Here is a 22,360-nt window from a genome sequence, read left to right on the forward strand (position 1 = left end):
TTTAACAGCCGGGCGAAAAAATTGTTGGGACGTGCTGCCGGGGCTATTTTTTCTTGCCGCCGGAGAAGAAACGCAGGATACTGCTTACCACTTTGTCGTTGGCGCCCAGCTTTCCCTTCACGGCCGTATACGCGGATATGAGGGCGTTGTCGAGCTTCACGAGCAGTTTGTTGCTGCCGTCGCCCGGTCTTGCCTGGTAATAGGTAGCCCGGCGCACCGGATTTGCTTCCACCGTGTAGTAATACAATGCGATGCTCCGGCGAAAGGTCCCTTCCGGGCACTCCATGGGCAGGGGATGACCATGGTAGGAATCGGCGTCGGTGTTGAAGATGACGCAGCGGTTGAAGACGGGTAATACGCTTTCTTCGCAGGCCTTCATCTGCTTGTCCCAGAGCTCCAGCTTGCCGCCCCAGCTCTCCTGCCAATTGTGATTCAGATAGACCAGCACATTCACCCGGCGCTGCCAGTTGCGGTGGTGGGGATGTACGGTAAAGTCGGCATGAATATTCAGGAATCCGCCGCGGGTGGACTGATGGATGCCGCCGCCTTCCAGCCCGTCATCCTTTTGTAATCCCTGGATCCCGGTGATCTGGCAAAGCCAATGGAGGAATTCGGGGGAGTTGAGGTGGTTGATGGTGCCTTTGATGGTTTCGGGGAGCAGGTCGATCTTATTCAACCCGCGTTTGTCTTCGTTATAATGTTTATAGTTGATCCAGCCGTCGGTCTCATTGAGGCGGTTGAACTCCTTTATACACTCGTCGAGGACAGCCGGGTTGAGGAAGTTTTCAAGCACGATATGGGGATAGGGATCGGCGGCCTGATACTTCTTGCTCAGTGCGGGCAACTGGGCGATCCATTTATTGTAGTCGAATATTTGGGCGGTGGATGTCGGCATACGCCGCAAAAATAGGACTTTTCTTAATCCCGCCGCGATTCGAGGGTAAACCCGATGGTGGTGCCGACATCGGGGGTACTCCGTACATGGATGGTCTGGCCGTGGGCTTCGACAATATGCTTACAGATGGCCAGTCCGAGACCTGTCCCGCCCTTGTCCCGGCTCCTGGCCGCATCGGTCCGGTAAAACCGTTCGAAGATGCGCATCAGATGCTCTTCCTCGATGCCGATGCCGTCATCGCTGATCTCGATGAGCACGTTCTTCTCGTCGATCTTATAGACGCTGGCGACGATACTACCGTTGGGCTTGCCGTACTTGGTGGCGTTCTCGACGAGGTTGATCAGCACCATGCGGATCTTTTCCTTATCGGCGAAGACGGTGATCGGTGACTCGCAGCCCTTTTTGATGGACGTGCGGATATTCTTGTTATGGGTCTTTATCGACAGGGATTCGAAGATCTCCCGGAGAAGGTCCTGGATGATGAAATTTTGTTTGTACAGGAGTTGTTCGCCGCGTTCGAGGGTGGATATTTCATCGAGGTCATTCATGAGATTGACCAGGCGGTCGACATTCTTTGCGGCGTTCTCGAGGAATTTTTTGCGGATGGCCATATCTTCCATCGCGCCGTTCAGCAGGGTGTCCACATAACCCTGGATCGCAAAAATGGGCGTTTTGAACTCGTGGGCCAGATTCTGCAGGAATTCCTTGCGGTAAGCCTCGTTCTTTTTCAGCAATTCGATCTCTTCGTTGCGCTTTTCCCCCCATTTCTCGACATCCTCGCGTACCTCATCGATACTTTTCTGGGGCAGGATGTATTTGAAATAGACCTCCTCTTTCCGGGTGGCCTTTGTCTGGTGAATAAGCTTGTAGATCAGTTTGATCTTGCGGTAGATGAATTTCTCGAGGGTGAAAAGGATCAGCCCGTAGCTGCCGCCGAAGACGAGCAGCAGGGATGTCGCGCCGACTACACCGTTTCCGGTGATGATAAAGATACCCAGGGAGATCGGGAGGGCCAAAAGTCCGGCGGTCAGCGCCGCCAGTTGTCTGGGCGATAGGTTTTTGGTAGAAGGCATGGGTTCATAAAGTTACAAATTGAACTTATAACCAACACCTTTTACTGTTGTGATGCAATCCAGCCCCAACTTTTGACGGATCTTACGGATATGTACGTCGATGGTGCGGTCGCCGACGATGACCTCGTTGCCCCACACCTGGTTGAGGATCTCGTTGCGTAGAAAAACACGCCCGGGCCGGGAGGCGAGGAGGTAGAGCAATTCGAACTCCTTTTTGGCAAGGGTCACGTCTTTGCCTTCGACCATGACCTCGAATTTGGCCGGATCTATGGACAAATTCTCGATCTTGAGCACCTTGTCCTCGGGCTCCTTGTTCACCCGGCGAAACAGGGCGTTCACGCGGCTGATCAGGACCTTGGGGCTTATCGGCTTTGTTACGTAGTCGTCGGCGCCGGTTTCGAGGCCCCGGACATGCGAGCCTTCGTCGCTGAGCGCGGTGAGGAAAAGGATCAGTGTCTCTTTAAAGGAAGGTTGGGAACGCAGCATCTCGCACACCTCCACGCCGTTCTTTTTCGGCATCATGATGTCGAGGATGATCAGGTCGGGCCGGACGATCTTGGCCTTACCGATGGCCTCGTCGCCGTCCTTTGCTGTTATCACCTCATATCCTTCTTTTGTGAGATTGTATTGAATGATCTCAAGGATATCGGGCTCATCGTCGGCTATCAGGATCTTCTTGCCTTTGGATTCCATTCTGAAAATTTACGCAAACCTACTCGAAATAAACCGGAGGGGGGAATTCCGCCAAATCAGTTTACAATTTGTTAATACATAAATAACACAAGAGCAGGCCTTATGTTGCCCGGTTTAACCCTGGGGGCCAAACCGAGCCTTTTAATTCCAATTGCTTGGAGTTATCAGGTCTGTTATCTACTTTTACCGCACTCCAAAGTTACTCCTGGTTCGTGACCTGGCGGCGCCCGGTCGAGTTTCCTAACTGATCCATCTCCTGGTAAAATCATAACATTTTTAAGGTTTTTAAAATTATTAAAATCAGACTTTTATGGCAAAAGTGTGTATACTTTTTTTGCTATGGGCCGGGTTGTGCTTACCCCTGTTTGCCCAGAAGAAGACTATTGCCGTGATCGGCAGTTCGACCGCTGCGGGGTTTCACCTTCCGATTGACGATCAAGGTCAAATCATGGAGGACCAGGATGACAACCTGGACAACGGACTGCCCCCGAATTCGTGGGTGAACCGGCTCCGGGTCTATTATGATGGCCTTCACCTTTTGAATGAGCTGGACAATTTCGCTATCTGGGGGCAGAATATTTACCAGGCGATGCCCGATGACTATCATTATGTAGGGGGAGATACCCGTGACGACGTAGACGGGCGGAACAATATCAGCAAGGCATTGAGCGTCAATCCCGACATTATCCTCGTCAATTTTCCTTCCAATAACTATGATTTCTATCCGATCGACGAGACGATGGCGCGCATCCACGATATTTATGATGCGGCTATTGCCAACGGGCATACGGTCTGTTATATCTGTACGACCCAGCCGCGAACGAGTGAAGGATTTGCGATCCTGGACAACCGGACGAACCTGAAGACGATCCGCGACCGGATCGTGGCCGACTTCCCGAATCACTATATCGATTTCTATACCCCGCTCGTCGACGACCAGGTGGAGACCTCCCCGGGGGTGCCGAATGACAACTATCTGGGTATCAAGGCGGAATTCTCGCTGGGTGACGGCACACACGTGAACGAGGCGGGTCATGGGGTACTTTATAACGCGGTGCTGGCCAAGAACCTCGTCCCGATCGCCAATCTGCCGCTCGCAGTAGGGAAGATCGGGGTAAAACGCATCGACGACACGCATATCACCGTGACCTTTACGGTCTATGAAGGGAATACGGAAAAAGAATTCTTTATTTGGGTGAAGGACAAGGCCGGCAATACGAAATCGGTCCGTGTAGTCATTCCCGACAAGACCAAAACCACTCAAACCATTACCGAAACTATTCAAATTTACTGATCATGAGAAAGGCAATAATGTTTTTAACTCTTTGCTTTGCATTGATAACTATAGTGTTGGCATCGGGTAGTTGTACGAAGAAAGTTATCGCGCCTCCGATGCCTACGGCGGAGGATCTGACTGTGGTGGTGGGTTCCGTCAGCGCCACCGGGGATACGACCATCTATCTCCAGACGGTGGTACGGCCGCATTGAACCCGTTGAATGGTAGCCTTTTTGGTAGTATTTTTGCAATTATTGTCAAAAGGTTGCCTATGTATCGACCGGTACGATCCCTTGTTTTTTTGTCGTTTTGCGCTCTGGCACTTGCAGGTCCCTCAAGGGCGCTGGCGCAGCCTAATTCCTATCCTTACAAGGTGGCGCAGGATCGTATGCTCTGGCATGACTATGTGGACAAGGAACAGCAGCGGCTGATCCAGCTGGGCGGCGGGAGGAACGACAGCCTGGTCCGGCTATCGAAGGACGAATCGGTCAACCTGCAGGTGACGGATGCGCTTATCCGCCAGGTTGACGAGCTACAGGAGCAGATAGAGCTGGATTCCACCCTCAACACCAATAACAAGAAGCGATACCTGCGCGGACTTTCGGATGTTCTGCAACGGTTTGACAGGGCCCTTCAGTCGAAAGAGATCCAGGCCACCCAGGCTCCCGGGCTGATCGACGCCTTTGTCCAGGGAATGAAGCTGGACCGAAAAGGGGAAAGCATCGAACCGGTTATCGCTGCCTGCACTTATGAGACGGGGAAGATCGTCGTCGAATGTTTTAATTATCCTGCGGAGAACAAAGGGGCGAAACCCGCCAGACTGTTGCTTACGCGAAGGTATTACGAAATGCATCCATCGTTGATCTTCAATTATTTATCAACGCACCCCGGCCTGCCTTTCGAAGACAGTCTCATCATTATCGCCGGTCGTCATGACATCGGCCAGTTATATGATTTTGCCGCGGCGGGCAATGATCTGGGTTATCATATCCGCAACAGCAAGGATTCCCTGCTGCATATGGTGGCTAAACTGGCCACGAGCCGGAGCGGCCGCCTGTATTTCCCTTTTCTCGATAACCTGGTCAAGGGCAAGATCACGATGGAGGACATCGATAAGGTAAAGGACGATGACCTCAACTACTACCGGCTGCTGGTGAAGACCCGGCTCGACTATGCCGAACGGCTGCTTCCGCCGCTTCGGGATACCCCGGTGGAAATGAATGCGCTTACCCAGATGCTGGAGAAGAAAGGCAAACAGGTGTTCGTCAGCGAGATCAATGCGCTGCACACCGCGGAAAATCCCGCGATCCGATTCAAGATACTCGATCCGCTGACCCCGCAGGAGTTGTATTATCTCGTGGTGCTGAGCGAGGATGAGATCTATACGTCGAGTTATCTTGGCGTGTACGACCGCATCTTTCAGCGAATGAGATCGCCCAATGGGGATAGTCTGCTGCTGCAGGTGCATGGGGACTACTTTCGGAAATTCATCAAGATGGCCGCGGCTTACAACAAGCTGGAGCATTTTCTGGGGACGATGGATAAGCAAAACGCCGGCACGGTCATGAAATCCTTTGTCATCCATCTCGAGAATGCGGGGGAGGAGGAAGCGGTGGATGTCGCGGACTCTTACAGCAGTATCGTGGAGAAGAGTCCTGCCCTTGCCCGGTTTATCCTCAACGAAACAAAATGGAATTACGATAAGAACGTGGCTGCCAACGACAAAAAGGGGATCATCATTTACCGGTTGTTGGAGACGCTTTTCGAGTCCGCCGACACGACGAACAAGGTCGACCTGTCTGCGAAGCTGGGGATCCCGCCGATCTATACCGTTGATCGTCAGTCGCTGACGGACGACAGCGGCCGGGTTATCGAGCAGGTGTTCTTTTATGGGGACAAGGATAAGGACGGGCAGAATTCCTTTGCGGACTTTATGCGCATCTTCCAGTCAAGACCCGGCACCCGGCCCGAATGGAAGATCACGGAGAACCCGCAATGGACGACCATTACCTCCCTCCGCGGGAAGCCTGTTCTCATCTTCGCCAATAAGCCGCTTTTGGGCGAAGACGACCCGGACGCCAAGGCGCAAAAAGCGCTTTGCGACTACCTCTACGACCGTCATCTGAAACCGACGATCGTTATCCACCGGGGCCACAGCTATCACGTCAAATATACCATCGAGCAGATGCCGGCCACTGCCCGGATCGTCGTGCTGGGTTCGTGCGGCGGCTATAACAATCTCAGTGAAGTGTTGAAGATCAGCGAAGATGCTCATATCATCTCGTCCAAGCAGGTGGGGACGAAGACGGTCAACGAACCGATCCTGCAGGCGATGAACAACACGCTCGTCGCGGGCAGGAATATCGAGTGGCTGCCGATGTGGCGTGATCTGGAAGCCGGTTTCCGGAAGGACCCGGCCGCGCGGGAAAAATTCGACGACTATATTCCACCGTATAAGAATCTAGGCGCCATCTTTATAAAAGCGTACCGCAAGGCGATGGATCAGGAGGAATAGATGAGCGGCATGCCCGATTGGCGACAAACATGCTATCTTTGCGGGCCGCGGCGGAGGCTATTTTTATCAAAAGCGAGGGTCGCGTTCAAATGGCGGAAGAGATCAAGAAAAAGAAGAAGATTTTCGACTTTACCTTATTACGGCGGGTTTTCCGTTATGCGACCCCCTATAAGGACCGGCTTTACGGATCGATCGTCCTGGCGATCGTGCTGGCCATCCTTTCCCCGTTGCGCCCCTGGTTCATCCAGATCACCATCAACCATTATATCCGGGACAGCCTTGTAAAGGCGGTTGTCTGGATCACCGTTGCGCAGATCGTGATGCTTATCGCGGAGACGATCGCCCGGTTCTTTTTTTCTTTTATCACTGCCTGGCTCGGTCAGACGGTTGTCCGCGATCTGCGCGTCGATGTCTATAAGAAAGTGCTGGGGCTCAATCTGTCGCAGTTTGACAAAACGCCTATCGGGACCCTTACGACCCGCACCATCAACGATATCGAGGCGATAAACGATATTTTTTCCGACGGCCTGATCCCCATCATTGCCGATCTGCTGTCGATCCTTTCCGTATTGGCGTTCATGTTCTGGACCGACTGGCGGCTCACCCTTGTCTGTCTGGCGCCTTTTCCTTTTCTGCTGGTGGCCACCTGGTTTTTCAAGGAGTCGGTGAACAAGAGCTTTATTCGCGTACGCAATGCGGTGGCGGCGCTGAATGCGTTTGTGCAGGAACATATCACCGGGATAGCGATCGTCCAGGCCTTTGCTGCGGAGAAGCGCGAGGACGTGAAGTTCCGGAAGATCAACCGCGAACACCGCAACGCCAACATCAACGCCATCTTCGCCTATTCCGTATTCTTCCCGATCGTGGAGATCATCCTGGCCGTGTCCACCGGGCTGCTGGTATGGTGGGGCGCCAGGCAGGTCATGAGCCTGCCGCACGCCGAGGCGAAGGAACTGGGTGGCAAGATCATCTCCTTCTTCCTCTATCTCAACCTGCTGTTCCGGCCTTTGCGGGTCATCGCCGATAAGTTCAACGTGCTGCAGATGGGCATGGTCGCCAGCGAAAGGGTCTTCCGGGTGTTGGACAATGACGATTATATCAAGACGCAGGGCGACTATACCCCGGTCCGGATGAAAGGAAAGGTCGAATTCGATAAGGTTTCATTCGCCTATGTCGATGACCGGTACGTGCTGAAGAATATCTCCTTTACCATGCAGGCCGGCGAGACGATTGCCATCGTCGGGCATACCGGCAGCGGGAAGACCTCCATCATCAGCCTGCTGAACCGGCTGTATCATATCCAGCAGGGTGAGATCCGTGTCGATGATGTGCCCATCGAAGACTATGAACTCGATGCGCTTCGGCGGAGCATCGGGGTCGTATTGCAGGATGTGTTCCTCTTCTCCGGTTCGGTGGTCGACAACATCACTCTCCGGAATGAAGAGATCCCCATGGAGCGGGTGGTCGCCGCGGCAAAGCTTATCGGGATGCATGATTTTATCATGCGACTGCCGGGCGGATATCACTATAACGTCATGGAGCGCGGCGGCTCGCTTTCGCTGGGTCAGCGGCAGCTGTTGTCCTTTATCCGCGCCTTACTATATGACCCGTCCATCCTCATCCTTGACGAGGCCACCTCTTCGGTCGACACAGAATCCGAGCAACTGATCCAGGAGGCCATCGACAAGCTGATCGCCGGCCGCAGTTCGATCGTCATCGCCCACCGGCTTTCCACCATCCGCAAGGCCAGTCAGATCATCGTTCTCGATAAAGGGGAGATCCGCGAGATCGGGACGCATGAGCAGCTGTTGGCGAAGGGCGGATTTTACAGCAAATTGCATGAGATGCAGTTTAGCAAGCATGCCTCGCCGGCTGCTGAGCGGAAGGTGTCGTAAAAAATTCCCATTCCTCAAATCCGCGCGGCGATCCTTCTCGTACATCAATAGCTACCTCCCCTTCCCGGCCATCCGGTGCATTCCCATCATTGCCATCGTGCATACCTCCCATTAATATTTGTTATGAAGAAGATCCTTTTCTTTCCTTTTGTCCGTGAAGCGGCGATCTGTTCTTTTCTTTCCCTTATTCTGGGGCTTGCCGGCTTTCTCGACCACGCCGGGATATCACCGGTGGTTGCCGGCGGTTTGCAATGGTCGGCCTTTTTGTTGCTGGGAATGGCGCATATCCGGCACTTCCGGCGCCTGCTGGTCCGGCTGCGCATTGAACGGTTGTTGTTCTCACCGTTCGGCTGGGGAGTGACCCTTGGGCTTACCTTCATTAGCGTTGCCGTTTTGTTGCTTTTATATGGGTTCACCAACGCGGACCGGCTTCTGCTTGCCGTGGCCGGCGGTAGCGCCTTCCTGCTGCCCTTTATGATCGCCGGCGCCTGGGAGACCCTCAATGCGATACCCGGGAAGGAATATAAGGTTTGGTTCAACCCCGAGAAGATGGATAGCTTCCCGCTGACGAAGACCCGTCAGCTGCCGGTGCGATTAAAGGTGCGGCGCAAGTATTTCGATAACCGGGAAGAGCTTTTTCCCCTGACGGCGCCCGCGAGGTGGAAGGTGGGCCGGTTCTTTTATCATTTTATGCTGGACGAAGAGAGCAAGGGGGCACCGGCTTTTGAGAAAGAGGACGAGTTCCGGAATCCTTATGGGTGGCAATTCTATTCCACCGACTTCGGCGGTGTTGTCCGAAAATTCCTCGACCCGCAGCGGACCCTTGAAGAGAACAATGTGAAAAAGAACGGCGTCATCGTGGCCCGCCGGGTCAAAGCGACCCCATTCCCGATAAACAAATCCTGAGAACTGCATGAAACCCGAGAATTTCGAACAACGACAAAAACTGCTGCGGCGATTCCTCTTTCTCTATGTGGGATCACTCGCGTTGCTTATCCTGGGCTTCTGGGCGCTGAGCAGCCGGGAGCCGGCGGCTGTACCGGTGCAAAACCTCGTGCCGACCGCGGAAGGCCGGCAGAAGACAGACCGGATCACGGCGGAGCTCGACTCCTCGCGGCAGCAAGTCTGGCGGCTGCGCCGGGAACTGCTGACCAAGGACAGTCTGATCGACCAGCTGGTCATGGCGCCGGTGCCGGATATCCCCGACGGGGCCTATGAAAGGCATGAGCTTGCCCGGTTGCAAAAGGAACAGCTCGCCGCGAGGGATGCATTGCGGAAGATAAGATATGACAGCGCCCTGCTTCGCGAACAGCTGGACGACCAGGTCAGGGCGGGTAGTGGCGCGGGTGGCAGCATGCGCGGACGACGGTGAACCAACTGGTCAGATCACCCGATGCGGAGGTCCGGCGGAGGGCGAAGGAGCGCATGGTCATGCTGAGGAATATTGCTTCGACTGCACATGATTGATATTGATTATCAATAGACTGAATCATCCCTTGCCCCAAGTAGAGCGGCGTTGTTTCGTCACAGGAGGCCGTCCCGGTTACCGGGGCGGCCATTGCCGTAAAACAGGGTGTTTTTTTTAATCTTATTTTCATAGTCTGACCCACCAACCGTATCTTTGCGGCAAATTTCAGGACGGTATGGCATTGAAATGCTTCAAATCTATAGTGGTCGCGGTTTTCAGCGTAATTGCGCTGTTTTTTTTTAATATGTCCGCAGCACACGCTGCGCCTGGCGATCAGGGAGAAGCCGGGAAGAAGGAAAATGCCAGGCTAAACCCGTCCAAGATCATCCTGGAACACGTCGCGGACGCTCACGAATTCCATTTTTATACGTTCAATAAGAAGCCGGTGTATATCCCACTGCCGGTGATCCTTTATTCGCCGGGGAAAGGCTGGTCGGTGTTTTCCGCCTCGAAATTCGAGCATGGGGAGAATGTCGTCAACGGTTACCGGCTGCTGAATGAGGAGTATGTTGCAGAAAAGAAGCTGGATGAAAAGATCTATAAGCCCGGGAAGATATGGGCCGTCAACGAGGCCGGCGAGGTAGATCCTTCCGTCAAGGTGTATGATCTTTCACTGGGCCGCAATGCCGTTCAGGCGATGATCTCCGCCCTGCTGCTGATCTGGATGATGCCGGGTGTTGCCGCAAAATACAAGAAGGGACAGGGGGTGAAAACAGCGCCCACGGGATTCCAGAACCTTATCGAACCGGTGGTGACCTTTGTCCGGGACGAGGTCGGCAAAACGAATCTGGGGGACAAGTATGAAAAATACATGCCTTTCCTGCTTACGATCTTTTTCTTTATCCTGATCAATGCCCTTATCGGGCTGATCCCGGGGACGGCCAATGTCACGGGGAATATTGCTTTCACCGGGGCTCTCGGGGTGCTGGCCTTTATCGCGATCATGTTCAGCACCGGCAAGCATTACTGGGCGCATATCGTCAACCCGCCTGTTCCCGGTCCGATCAAGGTCATCATGTGGCCGGTGGAACTGATGGGCATCTTTACAAAACCCTTCGCCCTGATCATCCGTCTTTTTGCCAACATGATCTCGGGGCATATCATCATCCTCAGCTTTATCTGTCTGATCTTTATCTTCGGGGCCATGAATACGGCGCTGGGTTGGGGAACCTCACCTTTCTTCGTCGCGCTCTCGATCTTTATTTACCTGATAGAAGTGCTGGTTGCCTTTATCCAGGCCTTTATCTTTGCCAACCTGACGGCGGTGTTTATCGGACAGGCCTTTGAAGGGGGCCATGACGATGGACATGGGCATGTGCAGGAAACCGTAATAGCATAAATCCACCTTTTTTTTAATTATAAAACCAAAATAAGATGACGTTGATGACAACTTTACTGGCTGATGTGGTTCAGCCTGGTTATGGCGCACTCGGCGCAGGCCTCGCTGCCATTGGCGCCGGTATCGGTATCGGGCAGATCGGAAAGGGTGCTGTTGATTCCATTGCACGCCAGCCGGAAGCTTCGAACGACATTCGTGCCAACATGATCCTGGCTGCGGCCCTGGTAGAAGGTGTTGCCCTTCTGGCTGCCGTTGCCGGTCTGCTTGCTGTATTCCAGAAGTAAGGCACGTAAAAAAAAACGTACTGCATCCGACGCACAGGGCCGAGGATGCAGTATTTTTCTCTAAAAACTATTTTAAGTTATACTATGGAACTCTTAACTCCCGACTTAGGCTTATTTGTTTGGAACGTTATCATTTTCCTTCTGTTGCTGATCATCCTTCGGAAGCTGGCGTGGAAGCCCATTTTGAAGTCGCTTAACGAGCGGGAAAAGGGTATTTCCGATTCGCTGGCATCAGCCGAGAAGATCAAGGCGGAGATGGCTCAGCTGAAGAACGAGAACGAGGCCTTGTTGGCCAAGGCCCGGGAAGAAAGGGCGCAGCTGCTGAAAGAAGCCCGGGAAACAAAGGACAAGATGATCAACGAGGCAAAAGAGCTGGCCAGGCAGGAATCGGCTAAGATCATCGCCGATGCGCAGGCTGCCATCGAACAGCAAAAGATGGCTGCCATCACCGAAGTCAAGAACCAGGTGGGTACGCTGGTGGTGGAAGTGGCGGAAAAGGTATTGCGCCGTCAGCTGGAGAACAAGAGCGAACAGGAGAATTATATCCGTCAATTGTCCAACGAAGCGAAATTCAACTAATCTATGACGCCCAATCCCCGTTTAGCGGCCCGTTACGCAAAATCGATCCTGGATCTGTCCCTTGAAAGGGGCCAGCTGGAAGATGTATATAAGGATATGTTGCTGCTAAAGCAGACTTGCCGGGACAGCAAGGAATTGGTGAACCTCCTGCGCAGCCCCGTCATTAAGTCCGACAAGAAGGGCAAGATCCTCGACGCGATCTTCACGGGCAAGATCAGCCCGCTGACCAGCGCTTTTATCACCCTGCTGCTGAACAAGGATCGTGAAGGGCATCTCCCCGAGATCGCCCAGGCGTTTGTGGAGCAGTATAAGACGCACAAGGGTATCGCGACCGTTAAGCTGACGACGGCGGTGCCGGTGAGCGATGACGTCCGGCAGGTCATTCTGCAAAAGCTGAAGACCGAGCGCAATTTGCAGCAGGTGGAACTCGATACCGAAGTAAGGCCCGAACTGATCGGCGGCTTTATTCTCGAGATCGGCGATGAGCGGATGGACGACAGCGTTGCTTTCGAACTGAACAATATCAGAAAGCAATTCCAGAACAACGACTTCATATATAAGATCCGATAAAAGACGGGCGCAGCCCGTTGGAACGACAACAAACAAACTTCAAACTGAATACAATTATGGCAGAGATCAAACCGGATGAAATTTCAGCGATATTGCGTCAGCAATTGAGCAACTCCAATGTTTCGGCGCAGCTGGAAGAAGTTGGGACCGTCCTGCAGGTAGGGGATGGGATCGCCCGTGTATATGGGCTGAGCAATGTCGGCGCCGGTGAGCTGGTGGAATTCGAGAATGGCGTAAGGGCCATCGCCCTCAACCTGGAGGAAGACAATGTCGGGGTGGTATTGATGGGGGATAGCGGAGACATCAAGGAAGGTGCAACCGTTCGCCGTACCGGTAAGATTGCATCCATCCGTGTTGGTGATGGGATGTTGGGCCGGGTGGTCAATACGCTTGGCGAACCCATCGACGGGAAAGGTCCGATCGCCGGTGAAAGATATGAGATGCCGCTCGAGCGGAAAGCGCCGGGCGTTATCTTCCGCGAACCGGTGAAGGAGCCGCTGCAAACAGGTATCAAGGCTATCGACGCCATGATCCCCATCGGCCGCGGCCAGCGGGAACTGATCATCGGTGACCGGCAGACCGGCAAGACTGCCATTGCCATCGACACCATCATTAATCAGAAAGAGTTCTATAAGGCAGGAAAGCCCGTCTTCTGTATCTATGTAGCGATCGGGCAGAAAGCCTCCACCGTTGCCGGGGTAATGAAGACCCTGGCGGACAACGGGGCGCTCGACTATACCGTGATCGTAGCTGCTTCGGCTTCCGATCCGGCCCCCATTCAGTTCTATGCGCCCTTCGCAGGCGCCGCGATCGGGGAATATTTCCGCGACTGCGGAAAGCCCGCGCTCATCATCTATGATGATCTTTCCAAACAAGCCGTAGCCTATCGCGAGGTGTCGCTGCTGCTGCGTCGTCCGCCCGGCCGTGAAGCGTATCCCGGCGATGTATTCTACCTGCATAGCCGTCTGCTTGAGCGCGCCGCCAAGATCATTGCGGATGACGGTGTGGCGAAGAAAATGAATGATCTTCCCGATTCCATTAAGCATCTCGTAAAAGGCGGCGGTTCGCTGACGGCCCTGCCGATCATCGAGACCCAGGCCGGTGACGTCTCCGCATATATCCCGACGAACGTTATCTCCATCACCGACGGGCAGATCTTCCTGGAAGGCAACCTGTTCAATGCAGGTATCCGTCCGGCGATCAACGTAGGTATCTCCGTTAGTCGTGTAGGGGGTAATGCTCAGATCAAATCGATGAAGAAAGTGGCCGGTACCCTCAAGCTGGACCAGGCGCTGTACCGGGAAATGGAAGCCTTCTCGAAGTTTGGCGGAGATCTCGATGCCGCGACCAAGCTGGTTATCGACAAGGGAGCGCGCAATGTGGAGATCCTGAAGCAGCCGCAATATTCGCCCTTCTCGGTGGAGAAGCAGGTGGCGATCATCTATCTTGGAACGCAGGGTTTGCTGCGTCAGGTGAAGGTGAGCAAGGTGCGGGAATTCGAAGATCATTTCCTGCTGGAGATGGAAAACAAGTTACCGGATATCCTCGCTGAATTTAAGAAGGGTAACCTGCCTGACGATGGCGTCAAGAAAATGGTTGAGCTGGCCAATGGGCTCATTCCTCAGTATAAGTAAAAACTTAGTTGACAATTCTCAAAAACCGCCCTCGTGGGCGGTTTTTTCGTTAAAAAAAAGTAGGCATAAACGCTTGCACATTTCGAAACCTTTTGCAATCTTTACATCGTCATCACCGACACCCCCTCCAAGCTCCCGAAAAACAATTCGATACTTTTTATTTCCAATCCTTTATTGCAGTTCATCCGTTAACGAACGAAAAATGACCGGGTTTTTATATCGCCGGGGAATCCGTACCAATCCACGACTCCTCTTTTGCGGTTAATCCCGTATTCATCTGATTCTCATAGTAGCATCTTCTATCCTCGGCCGGTGGGCCAATGGATGGAATGGCTATCCAACATAAGATATTGATAACACGAAGATTTTAGTTTTAAAGGGTACGATCAACAACCGCCGGGCTTTTCTAAGCCTGGCTTTTTTTTGCCCGGCAGCGCTGGCCGCAGACCCGGCCCCGGCGCTCGCGCTGGCCCGGCAGGCCGGCCGGCACGCTTTTACCGGCGGATTTCCGCCATTCGCCTGCCTTTTTCTGCGCTCAGCCGAGATTTCTAAACAAATTTATATTTTAGTTTGATTTATAATATAAACCAAACTACCTTAGCTGAAAATAATGAGAAATGAGACCAGTCGCCCTCTCCATAGTCCTGCTTCTGCTTGCAGGCTGGCTGCCTGCCCAAACCAGGGTCTCCGGCACCGTTAAAGACCCCAAGGGGCATCCCATTCGCGGCGCGAGCATTACCATTAAGAATTCCTATGACGGCGCCACTACCGACTCCCTTGGCAACTTCCACTTTACCGCAAGCGATAAGGGCTCTTTTACCCTTACGACGACCAATATCGGCTATAATCCCGTCGAACAGCCCATTGCCCTCGCCGGCACCCCTATCGAACTGCATATCGTCCTCAAGGAACAGCTTAGTGAATTAAAGGCGGTAACGATCACTGCCGGCTCTTTTACCGCAGGGGACGCGAAGCGGGGTGCTGTACTTAGTTCGCTCGATGTGGCCACGACTGCAGGCTCCAATGCCGATATCACGGCGGCGCTCAAGACCCTGCCCGGCGCTCAGCAGGTAGGTGAGCAGGAAGGCCTTTTTGTCCGTGGCGGCGCGGGTTATGAGGCGAAGCAATATATCGATGGGACCCTTGTCAATAACCCTTACTACACCAGCGTACCCGATATCGCCCAACGCGGCCGGTTCTCTCCCTTTCTTTTTAAGGGCACCGTTTTCAGCACCGGCGGCTATTCTGCCCTGTATGGGGAAGCGCTGTCTTCGGTCGTCCTGTTGGAATCGATCGATCTGCCCGAGAAATCGGAGATCGACGCCACCCTCTCGCCCCTGGTGGTGGGTTTGGGAACGCAGCAACTGGCAAAAAACAAACAATCCAGCTATGGCTTTAGCTATAACTATGTCAACGCCTACGCCTATTTCCATGCGGTGCCGCAGGATGTGGATTACTTCAAAATGCCGCAGTTTCACAATGCCGATGCCAACTTCCGCATCCGTACAAAGGGTGGCGGGATGATCAAATACTACACGACCTTCGCCTATAACGAGCTGGGGATCCGCCGCCAGGACTGGGACAGCCTGAGCCGGAAAGATGCCTTCGGACTCACCAACCACAACTGGTACAACAACCTGAGCTATCGCGGGTATCTGAACAATGGCTGGAAGATGGATCTGGGCGCGAGCTACAGCACCAACCTGGACAACCTGGGTCAGAAGGTGGTAAGCGCCGCCAACCAACCGGTAGCCTTCCCCGACTCGGCGTTCTGGATGAATTACAAATCATTCAATATCGACCAGCGACAGGATCTGTCACAGGTGCGCGCCGTGTTTGACAAGAAACTGGGCGCATTGAGCGCGATCCGTTTCGGTTCCGAGTACTGGTATTCCTATAACTATCAGAAATACCTGAACCCGGCCTATCACACCGACACTTTATACAAGTTCAAGGATAATTTCAACTCGGTGTTTGCCGAATCCGATATCTATCTGACCAACGCACTGGCCGCCAAGGTGGGCGTGCGGTTTGAACACTCCTCGGTGATCAACAAGTCGGATCTTGCTCCCCGCCTGTCCTTTGCCTATCGCACGGGGCGCGAGGCCCAGGTATCGCTTGCGTATGGCGTTTTCTACCAGAAACCGGAGAACAGCCAGCTCTTTTATACGACCAATGTCGGCTTTACGAAGGCCACCCATTATATCATCAACTATCAGAAGATGTCGAAGGACCGGATCTTCCGGATCGAAGCGTATTATAAAAAATATGATGATCTGATCAAGACCGTTCCCACCAGTTACTTCTATTCCACCTTTAACAACAGTGGCAGCGGGTATGCAAAAGGGTTTGAGTTGTTTTGGCGCGATAAGAAGTCGATCAAGGACTTTGACTACTGGATCAGCTATTCCTACCTGGACACCAAGCGCAATTACCTGAACTTTACCGAGTCGCTCAAGCCCAACTTTGCGGCGACCCATACCGCTTCCATCGTCATGAAGCGCTTTTTCACCAAGATCAAATCCGGGTTCAACGTCACCTACAGCTATGCGACGGGCCGGCCTTACTACAACTTCGTGCTCAACGGGCTGAAATATAACCTGGCCGAGCAGGGAAAGATCAAGGACTACAACAGCCTTAATTTCAGTGCCGAATGGGTGCCCACCGTCGGCAACACCAAGGCGAAGACCTTTGTGGTCCTCTTTGCGAGCGTGAGCAATGTCCTTGGATACAACACGGTATATGGATATAATTTCTCTTACAGCGGCCTGTACAAACAGCCGATAACCCCGCCTGCCAACCGCTTTTACTTTATCGGCTGCTTCCTCAGCTGGGGTGTCGACCGGTCGCAGGACGCCATCAACAACAATTTGTAAAACCATCCATCATTTATAAAACTACAACTATGCGTAAATCGCTCCTTTTCCTGGCCCTGCTGGTCACCATGGCCGCAAGTGCACAGAACGACAAGTACTCCCAGGTAATGCAGAAGAACATTGTCCTGCTGGATTCCGCCAAGACGATCGACGAGTTGACGAGCCTGGCCGCCACCTTCGACCGGATCGGCGATGCCGAGAAAGACAAATGGCTGCCTTATTACTACGCCGCGCTGGCTCAGACCTGGATCGGCTGGAATCCTGCCACCAAGGACAAAGACGCCAATTCGGCCAAGATCAACGCCTATCTGGCCAAGGCTGAAGCCCTTGAAAAGAACGGTGAGCTCTATGCGGTGGAGAATATGTCCGCTACGCAGCAGATGCTGGTGGATCCCCAGACCCGCTGGGCTACTAATGGCAAGGATGCCGGAGCCGCACTGCAGAAGGGAATGGCTGCCGACCCGAATAACCCCCGGCTTTACTACCTGCAAGGCATGAGTCTTTTTGGCACACCGACCCAGTTTGGCGGGGGTAAGGACAAGGCCAAGCCGCTTTTCGAAAAATCAGTATCGCTGTTCAAGAGCGCCAAGCCCAGCCCGCTTGCCCCCACCTGGGGTCAGGAGCAGGCGGAACGGATGCTCGCACAGTGTCAATAAAATGTGTATGCCCGGACCGACTTCGTCGGCCGGGCATCTTACCTTTAGATTTTGTCTATGCAACAACAGGAAAATGAAATGACGGGTCACGAAAGCCTGGAACTTATCTCCAGGATGATCCATAAAGCCCGACGAGATTATTTGGACAGCGGACTAAGCGCGCTGCTTTGGGGAAGCGTCATCAGCTTTTGCAGCCTGGCCGCCTTTATCAACGAGATCTACCTGAAAATACCCCGGTTTGGCTATATCTGGTTCCTGACCTTCGTAGCGGTTGTCCCGCAGGTGGTGATTGCCGTTCGGGAAGGGAAGATCAGAAAATACAAGGCATTCGAGGAAGACCATATGGGTGGCATCTGGATCAGCTTTGCCATCGCGGTGTTCCTGCTGGGTTTTATTTTCGGCAGGTATCCTACCGACGCGCAGGCCGCGGTCTACCTGACGTTATATGGCGTCCCGACCTTTGCGACGGGGTATGTCCGCCGGTTTCGGCCGATGTTGCTCGGCGGCATCGCCTGCTGGGTCTTTGCCATCCTGAGCCTCTATTGCGGCTATCCGTATACCCTGTTGTGCATGACCGCAGGCGCCCTGCTGGCCTGGTTCATTCCCGGTCTGATCCTTAGAAAACGCTATCTGAAAGCCAAAGAAACCCATGTTTAAAGATCTTAACCCGATATTGCATTCACAGTTGCGCCTGGCGGTGGTATCCATTCTCATCTCCGTAAAGGAGGCGGAATTCACCTATCTGCGGGAGAAGACGGATGCGACGGCGGGAAACCTGAGCGTGCAGATCAACAAACTAAAAGAAGCCGGATATATCGACGTTACGAAATCCTTTAAGGACAACTACCCGCAAACCATTTGCAAGATCACCCCCGTGGGGATACAGGCCTTTGAAGAATATGTCCGCGATCTGCAATCTTACCTGAACATAAAAAAATAAGGGGACCGGCCGGTCCCCTTATTTTTCCTATCTAAAATTTCTTTAGCTTTTTGCCAGCTTCATCGTCAGCCGTTCGTTGCTGTTGATGATGACTTCCAGCTGATACATGCCGGGCTGCAGATTGGAAGTTCCTTCGATATTGTAGACGTTGGAACCAAAATCACCCATGGCGGATTGTTTTATCAGTTCGCTACCGTTGTTATCCGTCACGCGAACCATTACAAATGATTTCTCCTTGAGCTGGACGTTCACCTGGATATCATTGATATTCGGGTCGGGCGTAACGCTTACCGCGGCGACGCTCCGGGTACCGTACGAACGCAGGATGAGCACCTTTGAATAAGTCACTTTGTTATTGCCGTCCACCTGGCGGAGCCGGTAGTAGAGGTCATTCTTCCGTTCCTGCTCGTGCATCTTGTCATTGAAGGTGTACTGACCGACTGCAACGGCTTCTTCTGCCTTTACCTCGCCCACCTTCTTGTAATACTCGCCATCCAGGCTCCGTTCGATCTCGAAAACCCGGCTATGGTTGTCGCCGGCGGTATTCCAGTTGAGGGCCACTTCCTTCCGGCTGTACAATGCCTCGAAGCCGACCAGGGAGCTCTTGTTGGGAAACCGGATCGTAGCGGTCGTATTGATCGAGCAAAGTGCGGGCGAACCGTTATCACATATCTTGTAGGTAAACTGCGTGCTGTTGCCCGTAAAACCATCCTTCGGCGTAAAGACAAAGCTTCCGTCTTTTTGAAGTTGGACCTGGCCGTCCTGGGATTCGGTCATCAGGTAGGCGGTCATTGTCTCGTGATTGGGGTCATAGTCATTGCTCAGCACGTTACCGGCAGCCGTATGCGAAGCTGTACCGGAGAATTTATCTTTCAGCGACACGGGAGCGACGTTGCAGGTGGAAGCGTAGTGCGGAGCGGCGGTGATCGTCAACTCGTCGATGGCGATGCGGGTAGCGCCGCCCGTCCCGCGGTAGTTGATGCAAACGCCATAGCTGCCGGTAAGGTTCAGCGGATGCTTATAGGAATAAACGTGACCGGCTTCACTCCCGGTCATTTCGAGGCTATCGAGGGTGGCCACGGGGTTGTTGTTGCCGTCGATGGCTACGACCCTGATCCAGCGGCGGTCTTTCACCGGCTGATTGAAGCTATAGGTAAAAGAGAGAACGGTGGCGCTGGTGAGATCCAGCAGGGGAGTATAGATACCTGTGCGTTCGGTGGCGCTGGCGCCTGTACCGGATACCATTGCCCCATCACCTTCGATATTGGGTATCCAACCGGCGCGATTGATGTCGAAATCGGAGAAGAACCAGCATTTGCCCTGTAAATATCCTTTCACCTCGGTTAAACGAACACCGGGGCGGGAGTTGAAGTTATCGATCGTAGCAGCGGGAGCAGCAAACAGCGGTTGAAAGAGAAGTGCAGAGAGAACAGTGAAAGAGACTGTTAACAAGTTCCTTTTCATCTTTGTAATTTTCAGAAGGTGATTAATTTGTAAATAGACCGTTTGGTAACACAGGGGCTATTCAAAGGAAGGAACTAGATGATTCGGCTTGTTTTTCGGGGAAATTGAGATTGGGCGAGAGATACCCGGGACCGGGTAACAGGTCAAAGATAGAACGCAAATCCTGTTTTTGCAAGCTCCGCCTTGAAAAAAGTTATCTCTCTGATTAATACCGCTTTGGCGAGGCGGGGAATTCCGAAGATATTTAGAAAGTAAGATCGCGCCGGGTGGTGCGGCCTGATTCGTCGATCTTCTCATCGGCGACATTGCCGAGGACGGCCGCGCCCATCTTCCTCATCGGGTTGCTCCGGTTCTCGTCATATTCCTGCCGGTTGTGAATGATATCGAGGCAGGAATAGATGGAGGCGATGAAGGAGGTGTTGTCGGCTTTGTTCTTGCCGGCGATATCGAAGGCGGTGCCGTGATCGGGCGAGGTGCGGACCATCGGCAGTCCGGCGGTGAAGTTCACCCCTTCGCCGCTGGCCAGTGACTTGAAGGGGATAAGTCCCTGGTCATGGTACATGGCGAGGATGGCGTCGAACCGGTTATGATAGCCCCGGGCGAAGAACGCGTCGGCGCTGTAGGGCCCGAACACCAGCATCTGGTGTTTGGCGTCCTTGATGGCGGGTTTGATGATCTCTTCTTCTTCTTTTCCGACGAGACCTTCATCTCCGGCGTGGGGATTCAGTCCGAGTACGGCGATTCGCGGCTTGTCGATGCCGAAATCCCGGACCAGGCTGTCCCGCAGGATCGTCAGCTTGGAGAGGATCGCTTCGCGGGTGATGTATTTTGCGATGTCCTTTACGGGCACATGCTCGGTGACCAGACCGACCCGGAAGCCTTCCGACACCATCAGCATGAGGACATCGTTTACATTGAAGGCCTGTTTCAGATAGGGGGTATGACCGGTGAAGTCGAAGGTTGCCGATTGGGTATTCTTCTTATGCAGCGGGGCCGTCACAAGCCCCTGGATCTTCTTATCGCGAAGGGCTTCCACGGCCATGGTCAGCGATTTGACGGCATAGGCGCCGCCGATATCGGTCAACTGACCCGGAGCGACGGCGATCTCTTCTTCCCAGCAGCTATACAGGTTGACCTGCTTGTGGGCGATGCGGGTAAAATCCTTTGCGCTCTGGTAAGTGAAGTTTATCTCCGGGGTGAATTTCCGGTAGAAATTGATGAGTTTGGCGGATCCAAAGATCAGTGGGGTACACATCTCCAACAGCCGATGATCGGAAAAGGTCTTGATGATCAGTTCCGTTCCTATCCCATTCACGTCTCCTACGGACACCCCGATCACCGGTTTTTGCATTGGTTGGCTCATACACTATGATTTTCAGGCATCGAATATACGATTTATTGCGCAGTCGGGAATGGCGGCGTAAATTTGCGCTTCATGTATACGTTGAAAAAGTCGCTCGGCCAGCATTTCCTTCGGGATGAGAATATCTCGCGAAAGATCGTGGCGGCGCTTCGCGAGCGGCCGTTTACGCAGCTGCTGGAGGTAGGGCCCGGCGCGGGGGCGCTGACGAAATATCTGCAGGAGCTGGAGGGTATTGCGTTTAGGGCTGTGGAGCTGGATGACGAAAAGGTTCGTTATCTGCAGGATACCTGGCCCGGACTGGAAGGAAAGCTCATTCACGCCAGCATCCTGGATGTCGAAAAGCCGTTTTCGGGAGGGTTCACGGTGATCGGCAATTTCCCCTATAATATCTCCTCGCAGATCCTTTTTAGGATGCTCGACTGGAAGGACGATCTCCAGACGATGATCGGGATGTTCCAGAAGGAGGTAGCCCAGCGGGTGGCGGCAAAGGAAGGAAGCAAGACCTATGGCGTTCTCAGTGTGCTGATCCAGGCTTTTTTCGATGTGGAATACCTTTTCGAGGTCCACGAGCAATGCTTTAACCCGCCGCCGAAGGTAAAGAGTGCGGTGATCCGGCTGACGCCCCGATCGGCGCCGGCCTTCCGTGATGAGAAGAGCTTTTTTCTGCTGGTGAAAACGGCGTTTAACCAACGCAGGAAGCAGCTGCGGAATGCCGTGAGACCGCTTTTTGACGAGGCGGTGTTGCAGGACCCCTTCTTCAATAAACGGGCCGAGCAGCTTTCGGTTGCCGAATTTGCACAATTAACTCTGAAAATGCGTTCCTAGACGGGCTGGGCCCGT

General features: G+C 53.4%; 21 protein-coding genes. 16 read left to right on the top strand and 5 right to left on the bottom strand.

Annotated features, from left to right (window positions below):
• Positions 1–43 precede the first annotated feature (43 nt).
• From VGM48_RS13245 to VGM48_RS13255, 3 genes are read right to left on the bottom strand one after another with little or no spacing between them, the layout of a single operon-like run.
• Positions 44–895 carry a 2OG-Fe(II) oxygenase gene (locus tag VGM48_RS13245; RefSeq protein ID WP_331579844.1) on the bottom strand — a complete coding sequence of 284 codons (852 nt, stop codon included), beginning with the start codon at positions 893–895 and terminating at the stop codon, positions 44–46.
• A 23-nt stretch (positions 896–918) separates the two neighbouring features.
• Positions 919–1,968, bottom strand: a complete 1,050-nt coding sequence (locus VGM48_RS13250; protein WP_331579845.1) for a sensor histidine kinase — start codon at positions 1,966–1,968, stop codon at positions 919–921.
• Positions 1,969–1,980: 12 nt separating this feature from the next.
• Entirely contained in the window at positions 1,981–2,661 is a 681-nt protein-coding gene (locus VGM48_RS13255) for a response regulator transcription factor (RefSeq protein WP_331579846.1), read from the bottom strand.
• Between the two features lie 310 nt (positions 2,662–2,971).
• On the opposite strand from VGM48_RS13255, the gene VGM48_RS13260 reads away from it, so the two are divergent.
• From VGM48_RS13260 to VGM48_RS13330, 15 genes are all read left to right on the top strand, one after another.
• Complete coding sequence (locus VGM48_RS13260; protein ID WP_331579847.1) at positions 2,972–3,955, top strand: SGNH/GDSL hydrolase family protein; 984 nt, start codon at positions 2,972–2,974, stop codon at positions 3,953–3,955.
• Between the two features lie 2 nt (positions 3,956–3,957).
• A complete protein-coding gene (locus VGM48_RS13265) occupies positions 3,958–4,149 on the top strand; it encodes a hypothetical protein (protein WP_331579848.1) in 192 nt (63 codons plus the stop codon).
• A gap of 59 nt (positions 4,150–4,208) precedes the next feature.
• Positions 4,209–6,452, top strand: a complete 2,244-nt coding sequence (locus VGM48_RS13270) for a hypothetical protein (protein ID WP_331579850.1) — start codon at positions 4,209–4,211, stop codon at positions 6,450–6,452.
• 29 nt (positions 6,453–6,481) lie between these two features.
• On the top strand, positions 6,482–8,347 hold the full coding sequence (locus VGM48_RS13275; RefSeq protein WP_331579852.1) for an ABC transporter ATP-binding protein: 1,866 nt from the start codon (positions 6,482–6,484) through the stop codon (positions 8,345–8,347).
• A gap of 123 nt (positions 8,348–8,470) precedes the next feature.
• Positions 8,471–9,253 carry a TssN family type VI secretion system protein gene (locus tag VGM48_RS13280; protein ID WP_331579854.1) on the top strand — a complete coding sequence of 261 codons (783 nt, stop codon included), beginning with the start codon at positions 8,471–8,473 and terminating at the stop codon, positions 9,251–9,253.
• Positions 9,254–9,260: 7 nt separating this feature from the next.
• A complete protein-coding gene (locus tag VGM48_RS13285) occupies positions 9,261–9,719 on the top strand; it encodes a hypothetical protein (protein ID WP_331579856.1) in 459 nt (152 codons plus the stop codon).
• Positions 9,720–10,059: 340 nt separating this feature from the next.
• Complete coding sequence (gene atpB, locus VGM48_RS13290; RefSeq protein WP_331579858.1) at positions 10,060–11,154, top strand: F0F1 ATP synthase subunit A; 1,095 nt, start codon at positions 10,060–10,062, stop codon at positions 11,152–11,154.
• Positions 11,155–11,189: 35 nt separating this feature from the next.
• The gene (atpE, locus tag VGM48_RS13295) at positions 11,190–11,438 is read left to right on the top strand and encodes an ATP synthase F0 subunit C (protein ID WP_188933632.1); all 249 of its coding nucleotides are present in this window, start codon (positions 11,190–11,192) and stop codon (positions 11,436–11,438) included.
• 84 nt (positions 11,439–11,522) lie between these two features.
• The gene (atpF, locus tag VGM48_RS13300; RefSeq protein WP_331579860.1) at positions 11,523–12,017 is read left to right on the top strand and encodes a F0F1 ATP synthase subunit B; all 495 of its coding nucleotides are present in this window, start codon (positions 11,523–11,525) and stop codon (positions 12,015–12,017) included.
• A gap of 3 nt (positions 12,018–12,020) precedes the next feature.
• Positions 12,021–12,587, top strand: coding sequence for an ATP synthase F1 subunit delta (gene atpH, locus VGM48_RS13305; RefSeq protein ID WP_331579862.1), 567 nt, complete (start codon positions 12,021–12,023; stop codon positions 12,585–12,587).
• A 56-nt stretch (positions 12,588–12,643) separates the two neighbouring features.
• On the top strand, positions 12,644–14,221 hold the full coding sequence (atpA, locus tag VGM48_RS13310; RefSeq protein WP_331579864.1) for a F0F1 ATP synthase subunit alpha: 1,578 nt from the start codon (positions 12,644–12,646) through the stop codon (positions 14,219–14,221).
• Positions 14,222–14,838: 617 nt separating this feature from the next.
• Entirely contained in the window at positions 14,839–17,097 is a 2,259-nt protein-coding gene (locus tag VGM48_RS13315; RefSeq protein ID WP_331579866.1) for a TonB-dependent receptor, read from the top strand.
• Between the two features lie 29 nt (positions 17,098–17,126).
• A complete protein-coding gene (locus tag VGM48_RS13320; RefSeq protein ID WP_331579868.1) occupies positions 17,127–17,753 on the top strand; it encodes a hypothetical protein in 627 nt (208 codons plus the stop codon).
• A 57-nt stretch (positions 17,754–17,810) separates the two neighbouring features.
• Complete coding sequence (locus tag VGM48_RS13325) at positions 17,811–18,410, top strand: hypothetical protein (RefSeq protein ID WP_331579870.1); 600 nt, start codon at positions 17,811–17,813, stop codon at positions 18,408–18,410.
• Positions 18,403–18,693, top strand: a complete 291-nt coding sequence (locus tag VGM48_RS13330) for a transcriptional regulator (RefSeq protein ID WP_331579872.1) — start codon at positions 18,403–18,405, stop codon at positions 18,691–18,693. Before VGM48_RS13325 ends, VGM48_RS13330 begins: the two co-directional genes overlap by 8 nt.
• A gap of 42 nt (positions 18,694–18,735) precedes the next feature.
• Here VGM48_RS13330 and VGM48_RS13335 read toward each other — a convergent pair whose 3' ends face one another.
• Both VGM48_RS13335 and pdxA read right to left on the bottom strand, forming a co-directional pair.
• On the bottom strand, positions 18,736–20,157 hold the full coding sequence (locus VGM48_RS13335; RefSeq protein ID WP_331579874.1) for an Ig-like domain-containing protein: 1,422 nt from the start codon (positions 20,155–20,157) through the stop codon (positions 18,736–18,738).
• A gap of 244 nt (positions 20,158–20,401) precedes the next feature.
• The gene (pdxA, locus tag VGM48_RS13340; RefSeq protein WP_331579877.1) at positions 20,402–21,520 is read right to left on the bottom strand and encodes a 4-hydroxythreonine-4-phosphate dehydrogenase PdxA; all 1,119 of its coding nucleotides are present in this window, start codon (positions 21,518–21,520) and stop codon (positions 20,402–20,404) included.
• A 72-nt stretch (positions 21,521–21,592) separates the two neighbouring features.
• Here pdxA and rsmA point away from each other — a divergent pair, with 72 nt between their 5' ends.
• Positions 21,593–22,345 (top strand): 16S rRNA (adenine(1518)-N(6)/adenine(1519)-N(6))-dimethyltransferase RsmA, encoded by a 753-nt coding sequence (rsmA, locus tag VGM48_RS13345; protein WP_331579879.1) that lies wholly within the window; start codon positions 21,593–21,595, stop codon positions 22,343–22,345.
• Positions 22,346–22,360: the final 15 nt, after the last annotated feature.

Source organism: Puia sp. (assembly GCF_036500295.1).
Lineage (GTDB): Bacteria > Bacteroidota > Bacteroidia > Chitinophagales > Chitinophagaceae > Puia.

Bases quoted from the DNA above. Each gene is read 5' to 3' on its own strand.
- VGM48_RS13245 (WP_331579844.1), bottom strand. From the start codon at position 895: ATGCCGACATCCACCGCCCAAATATTCGACTACAATAAATGGATCGCC.
- VGM48_RS13250 (WP_331579845.1), bottom strand. From the start codon at position 1,968: ATGCCTTCTACCAAAAACCTATCGCCCAGACAACTGGCGGCGCTGACC.
- VGM48_RS13255 (WP_331579846.1), bottom strand. From the start codon at position 2,661: ATGGAATCCAAAGGCAAGAAGATCCTGATAGCCGACGATGAGCCCGAT.
- VGM48_RS13260 (WP_331579847.1), top strand. From the start codon at position 2,972: ATGGCAAAAGTGTGTATACTTTTTTTGCTATGGGCCGGGTTGTGCTTA.
- VGM48_RS13265 (WP_331579848.1), top strand. From the start codon at position 3,958: ATGAGAAAGGCAATAATGTTTTTAACTCTTTGCTTTGCATTGATAACT.
- VGM48_RS13270 (WP_331579850.1), top strand. From the start codon at position 4,209: ATGTATCGACCGGTACGATCCCTTGTTTTTTTGTCGTTTTGCGCTCTG.
- VGM48_RS13275 (WP_331579852.1), top strand. From the start codon at position 6,482: ATGCTATCTTTGCGGGCCGCGGCGGAGGCTATTTTTATCAAAAGCGAG.
- VGM48_RS13280 (WP_331579854.1), top strand. From the start codon at position 8,471: ATGAAGAAGATCCTTTTCTTTCCTTTTGTCCGTGAAGCGGCGATCTGT.
- VGM48_RS13285 (WP_331579856.1), top strand. From the start codon at position 9,261: ATGAAACCCGAGAATTTCGAACAACGACAAAAACTGCTGCGGCGATTC.
- atpB (WP_331579858.1), top strand. From the start codon at position 10,060: ATGTCCGCAGCACACGCTGCGCCTGGCGATCAGGGAGAAGCCGGGAAG.
- atpE (WP_188933632.1), top strand. From the start codon at position 11,190: ATGACGTTGATGACAACTTTACTGGCTGATGTGGTTCAGCCTGGTTAT.
- atpF (WP_331579860.1), top strand. From the start codon at position 11,523: ATGGAACTCTTAACTCCCGACTTAGGCTTATTTGTTTGGAACGTTATC.
- atpH (WP_331579862.1), top strand. From the start codon at position 12,021: ATGACGCCCAATCCCCGTTTAGCGGCCCGTTACGCAAAATCGATCCTG.
- atpA (WP_331579864.1), top strand. From the start codon at position 12,644: ATGGCAGAGATCAAACCGGATGAAATTTCAGCGATATTGCGTCAGCAA.
- VGM48_RS13315 (WP_331579866.1), top strand. From the start codon at position 14,839: ATGAGACCAGTCGCCCTCTCCATAGTCCTGCTTCTGCTTGCAGGCTGG.
- VGM48_RS13320 (WP_331579868.1), top strand. From the start codon at position 17,127: ATGCGTAAATCGCTCCTTTTCCTGGCCCTGCTGGTCACCATGGCCGCA.
- VGM48_RS13325 (WP_331579870.1), top strand. From the start codon at position 17,811: ATGCAACAACAGGAAAATGAAATGACGGGTCACGAAAGCCTGGAACTT.
- VGM48_RS13330 (WP_331579872.1), top strand. From the start codon at position 18,403: ATGTTTAAAGATCTTAACCCGATATTGCATTCACAGTTGCGCCTGGCG.
- VGM48_RS13335 (WP_331579874.1), bottom strand. From the start codon at position 20,157: ATGAAAAGGAACTTGTTAACAGTCTCTTTCACTGTTCTCTCTGCACTT.
- pdxA (WP_331579877.1), bottom strand. From the start codon at position 21,520: ATGAGCCAACCAATGCAAAAACCGGTGATCGGGGTGTCCGTAGGAGAC.
- rsmA (WP_331579879.1), top strand. From the start codon at position 21,593: ATGTATACGTTGAAAAAGTCGCTCGGCCAGCATTTCCTTCGGGATGAG.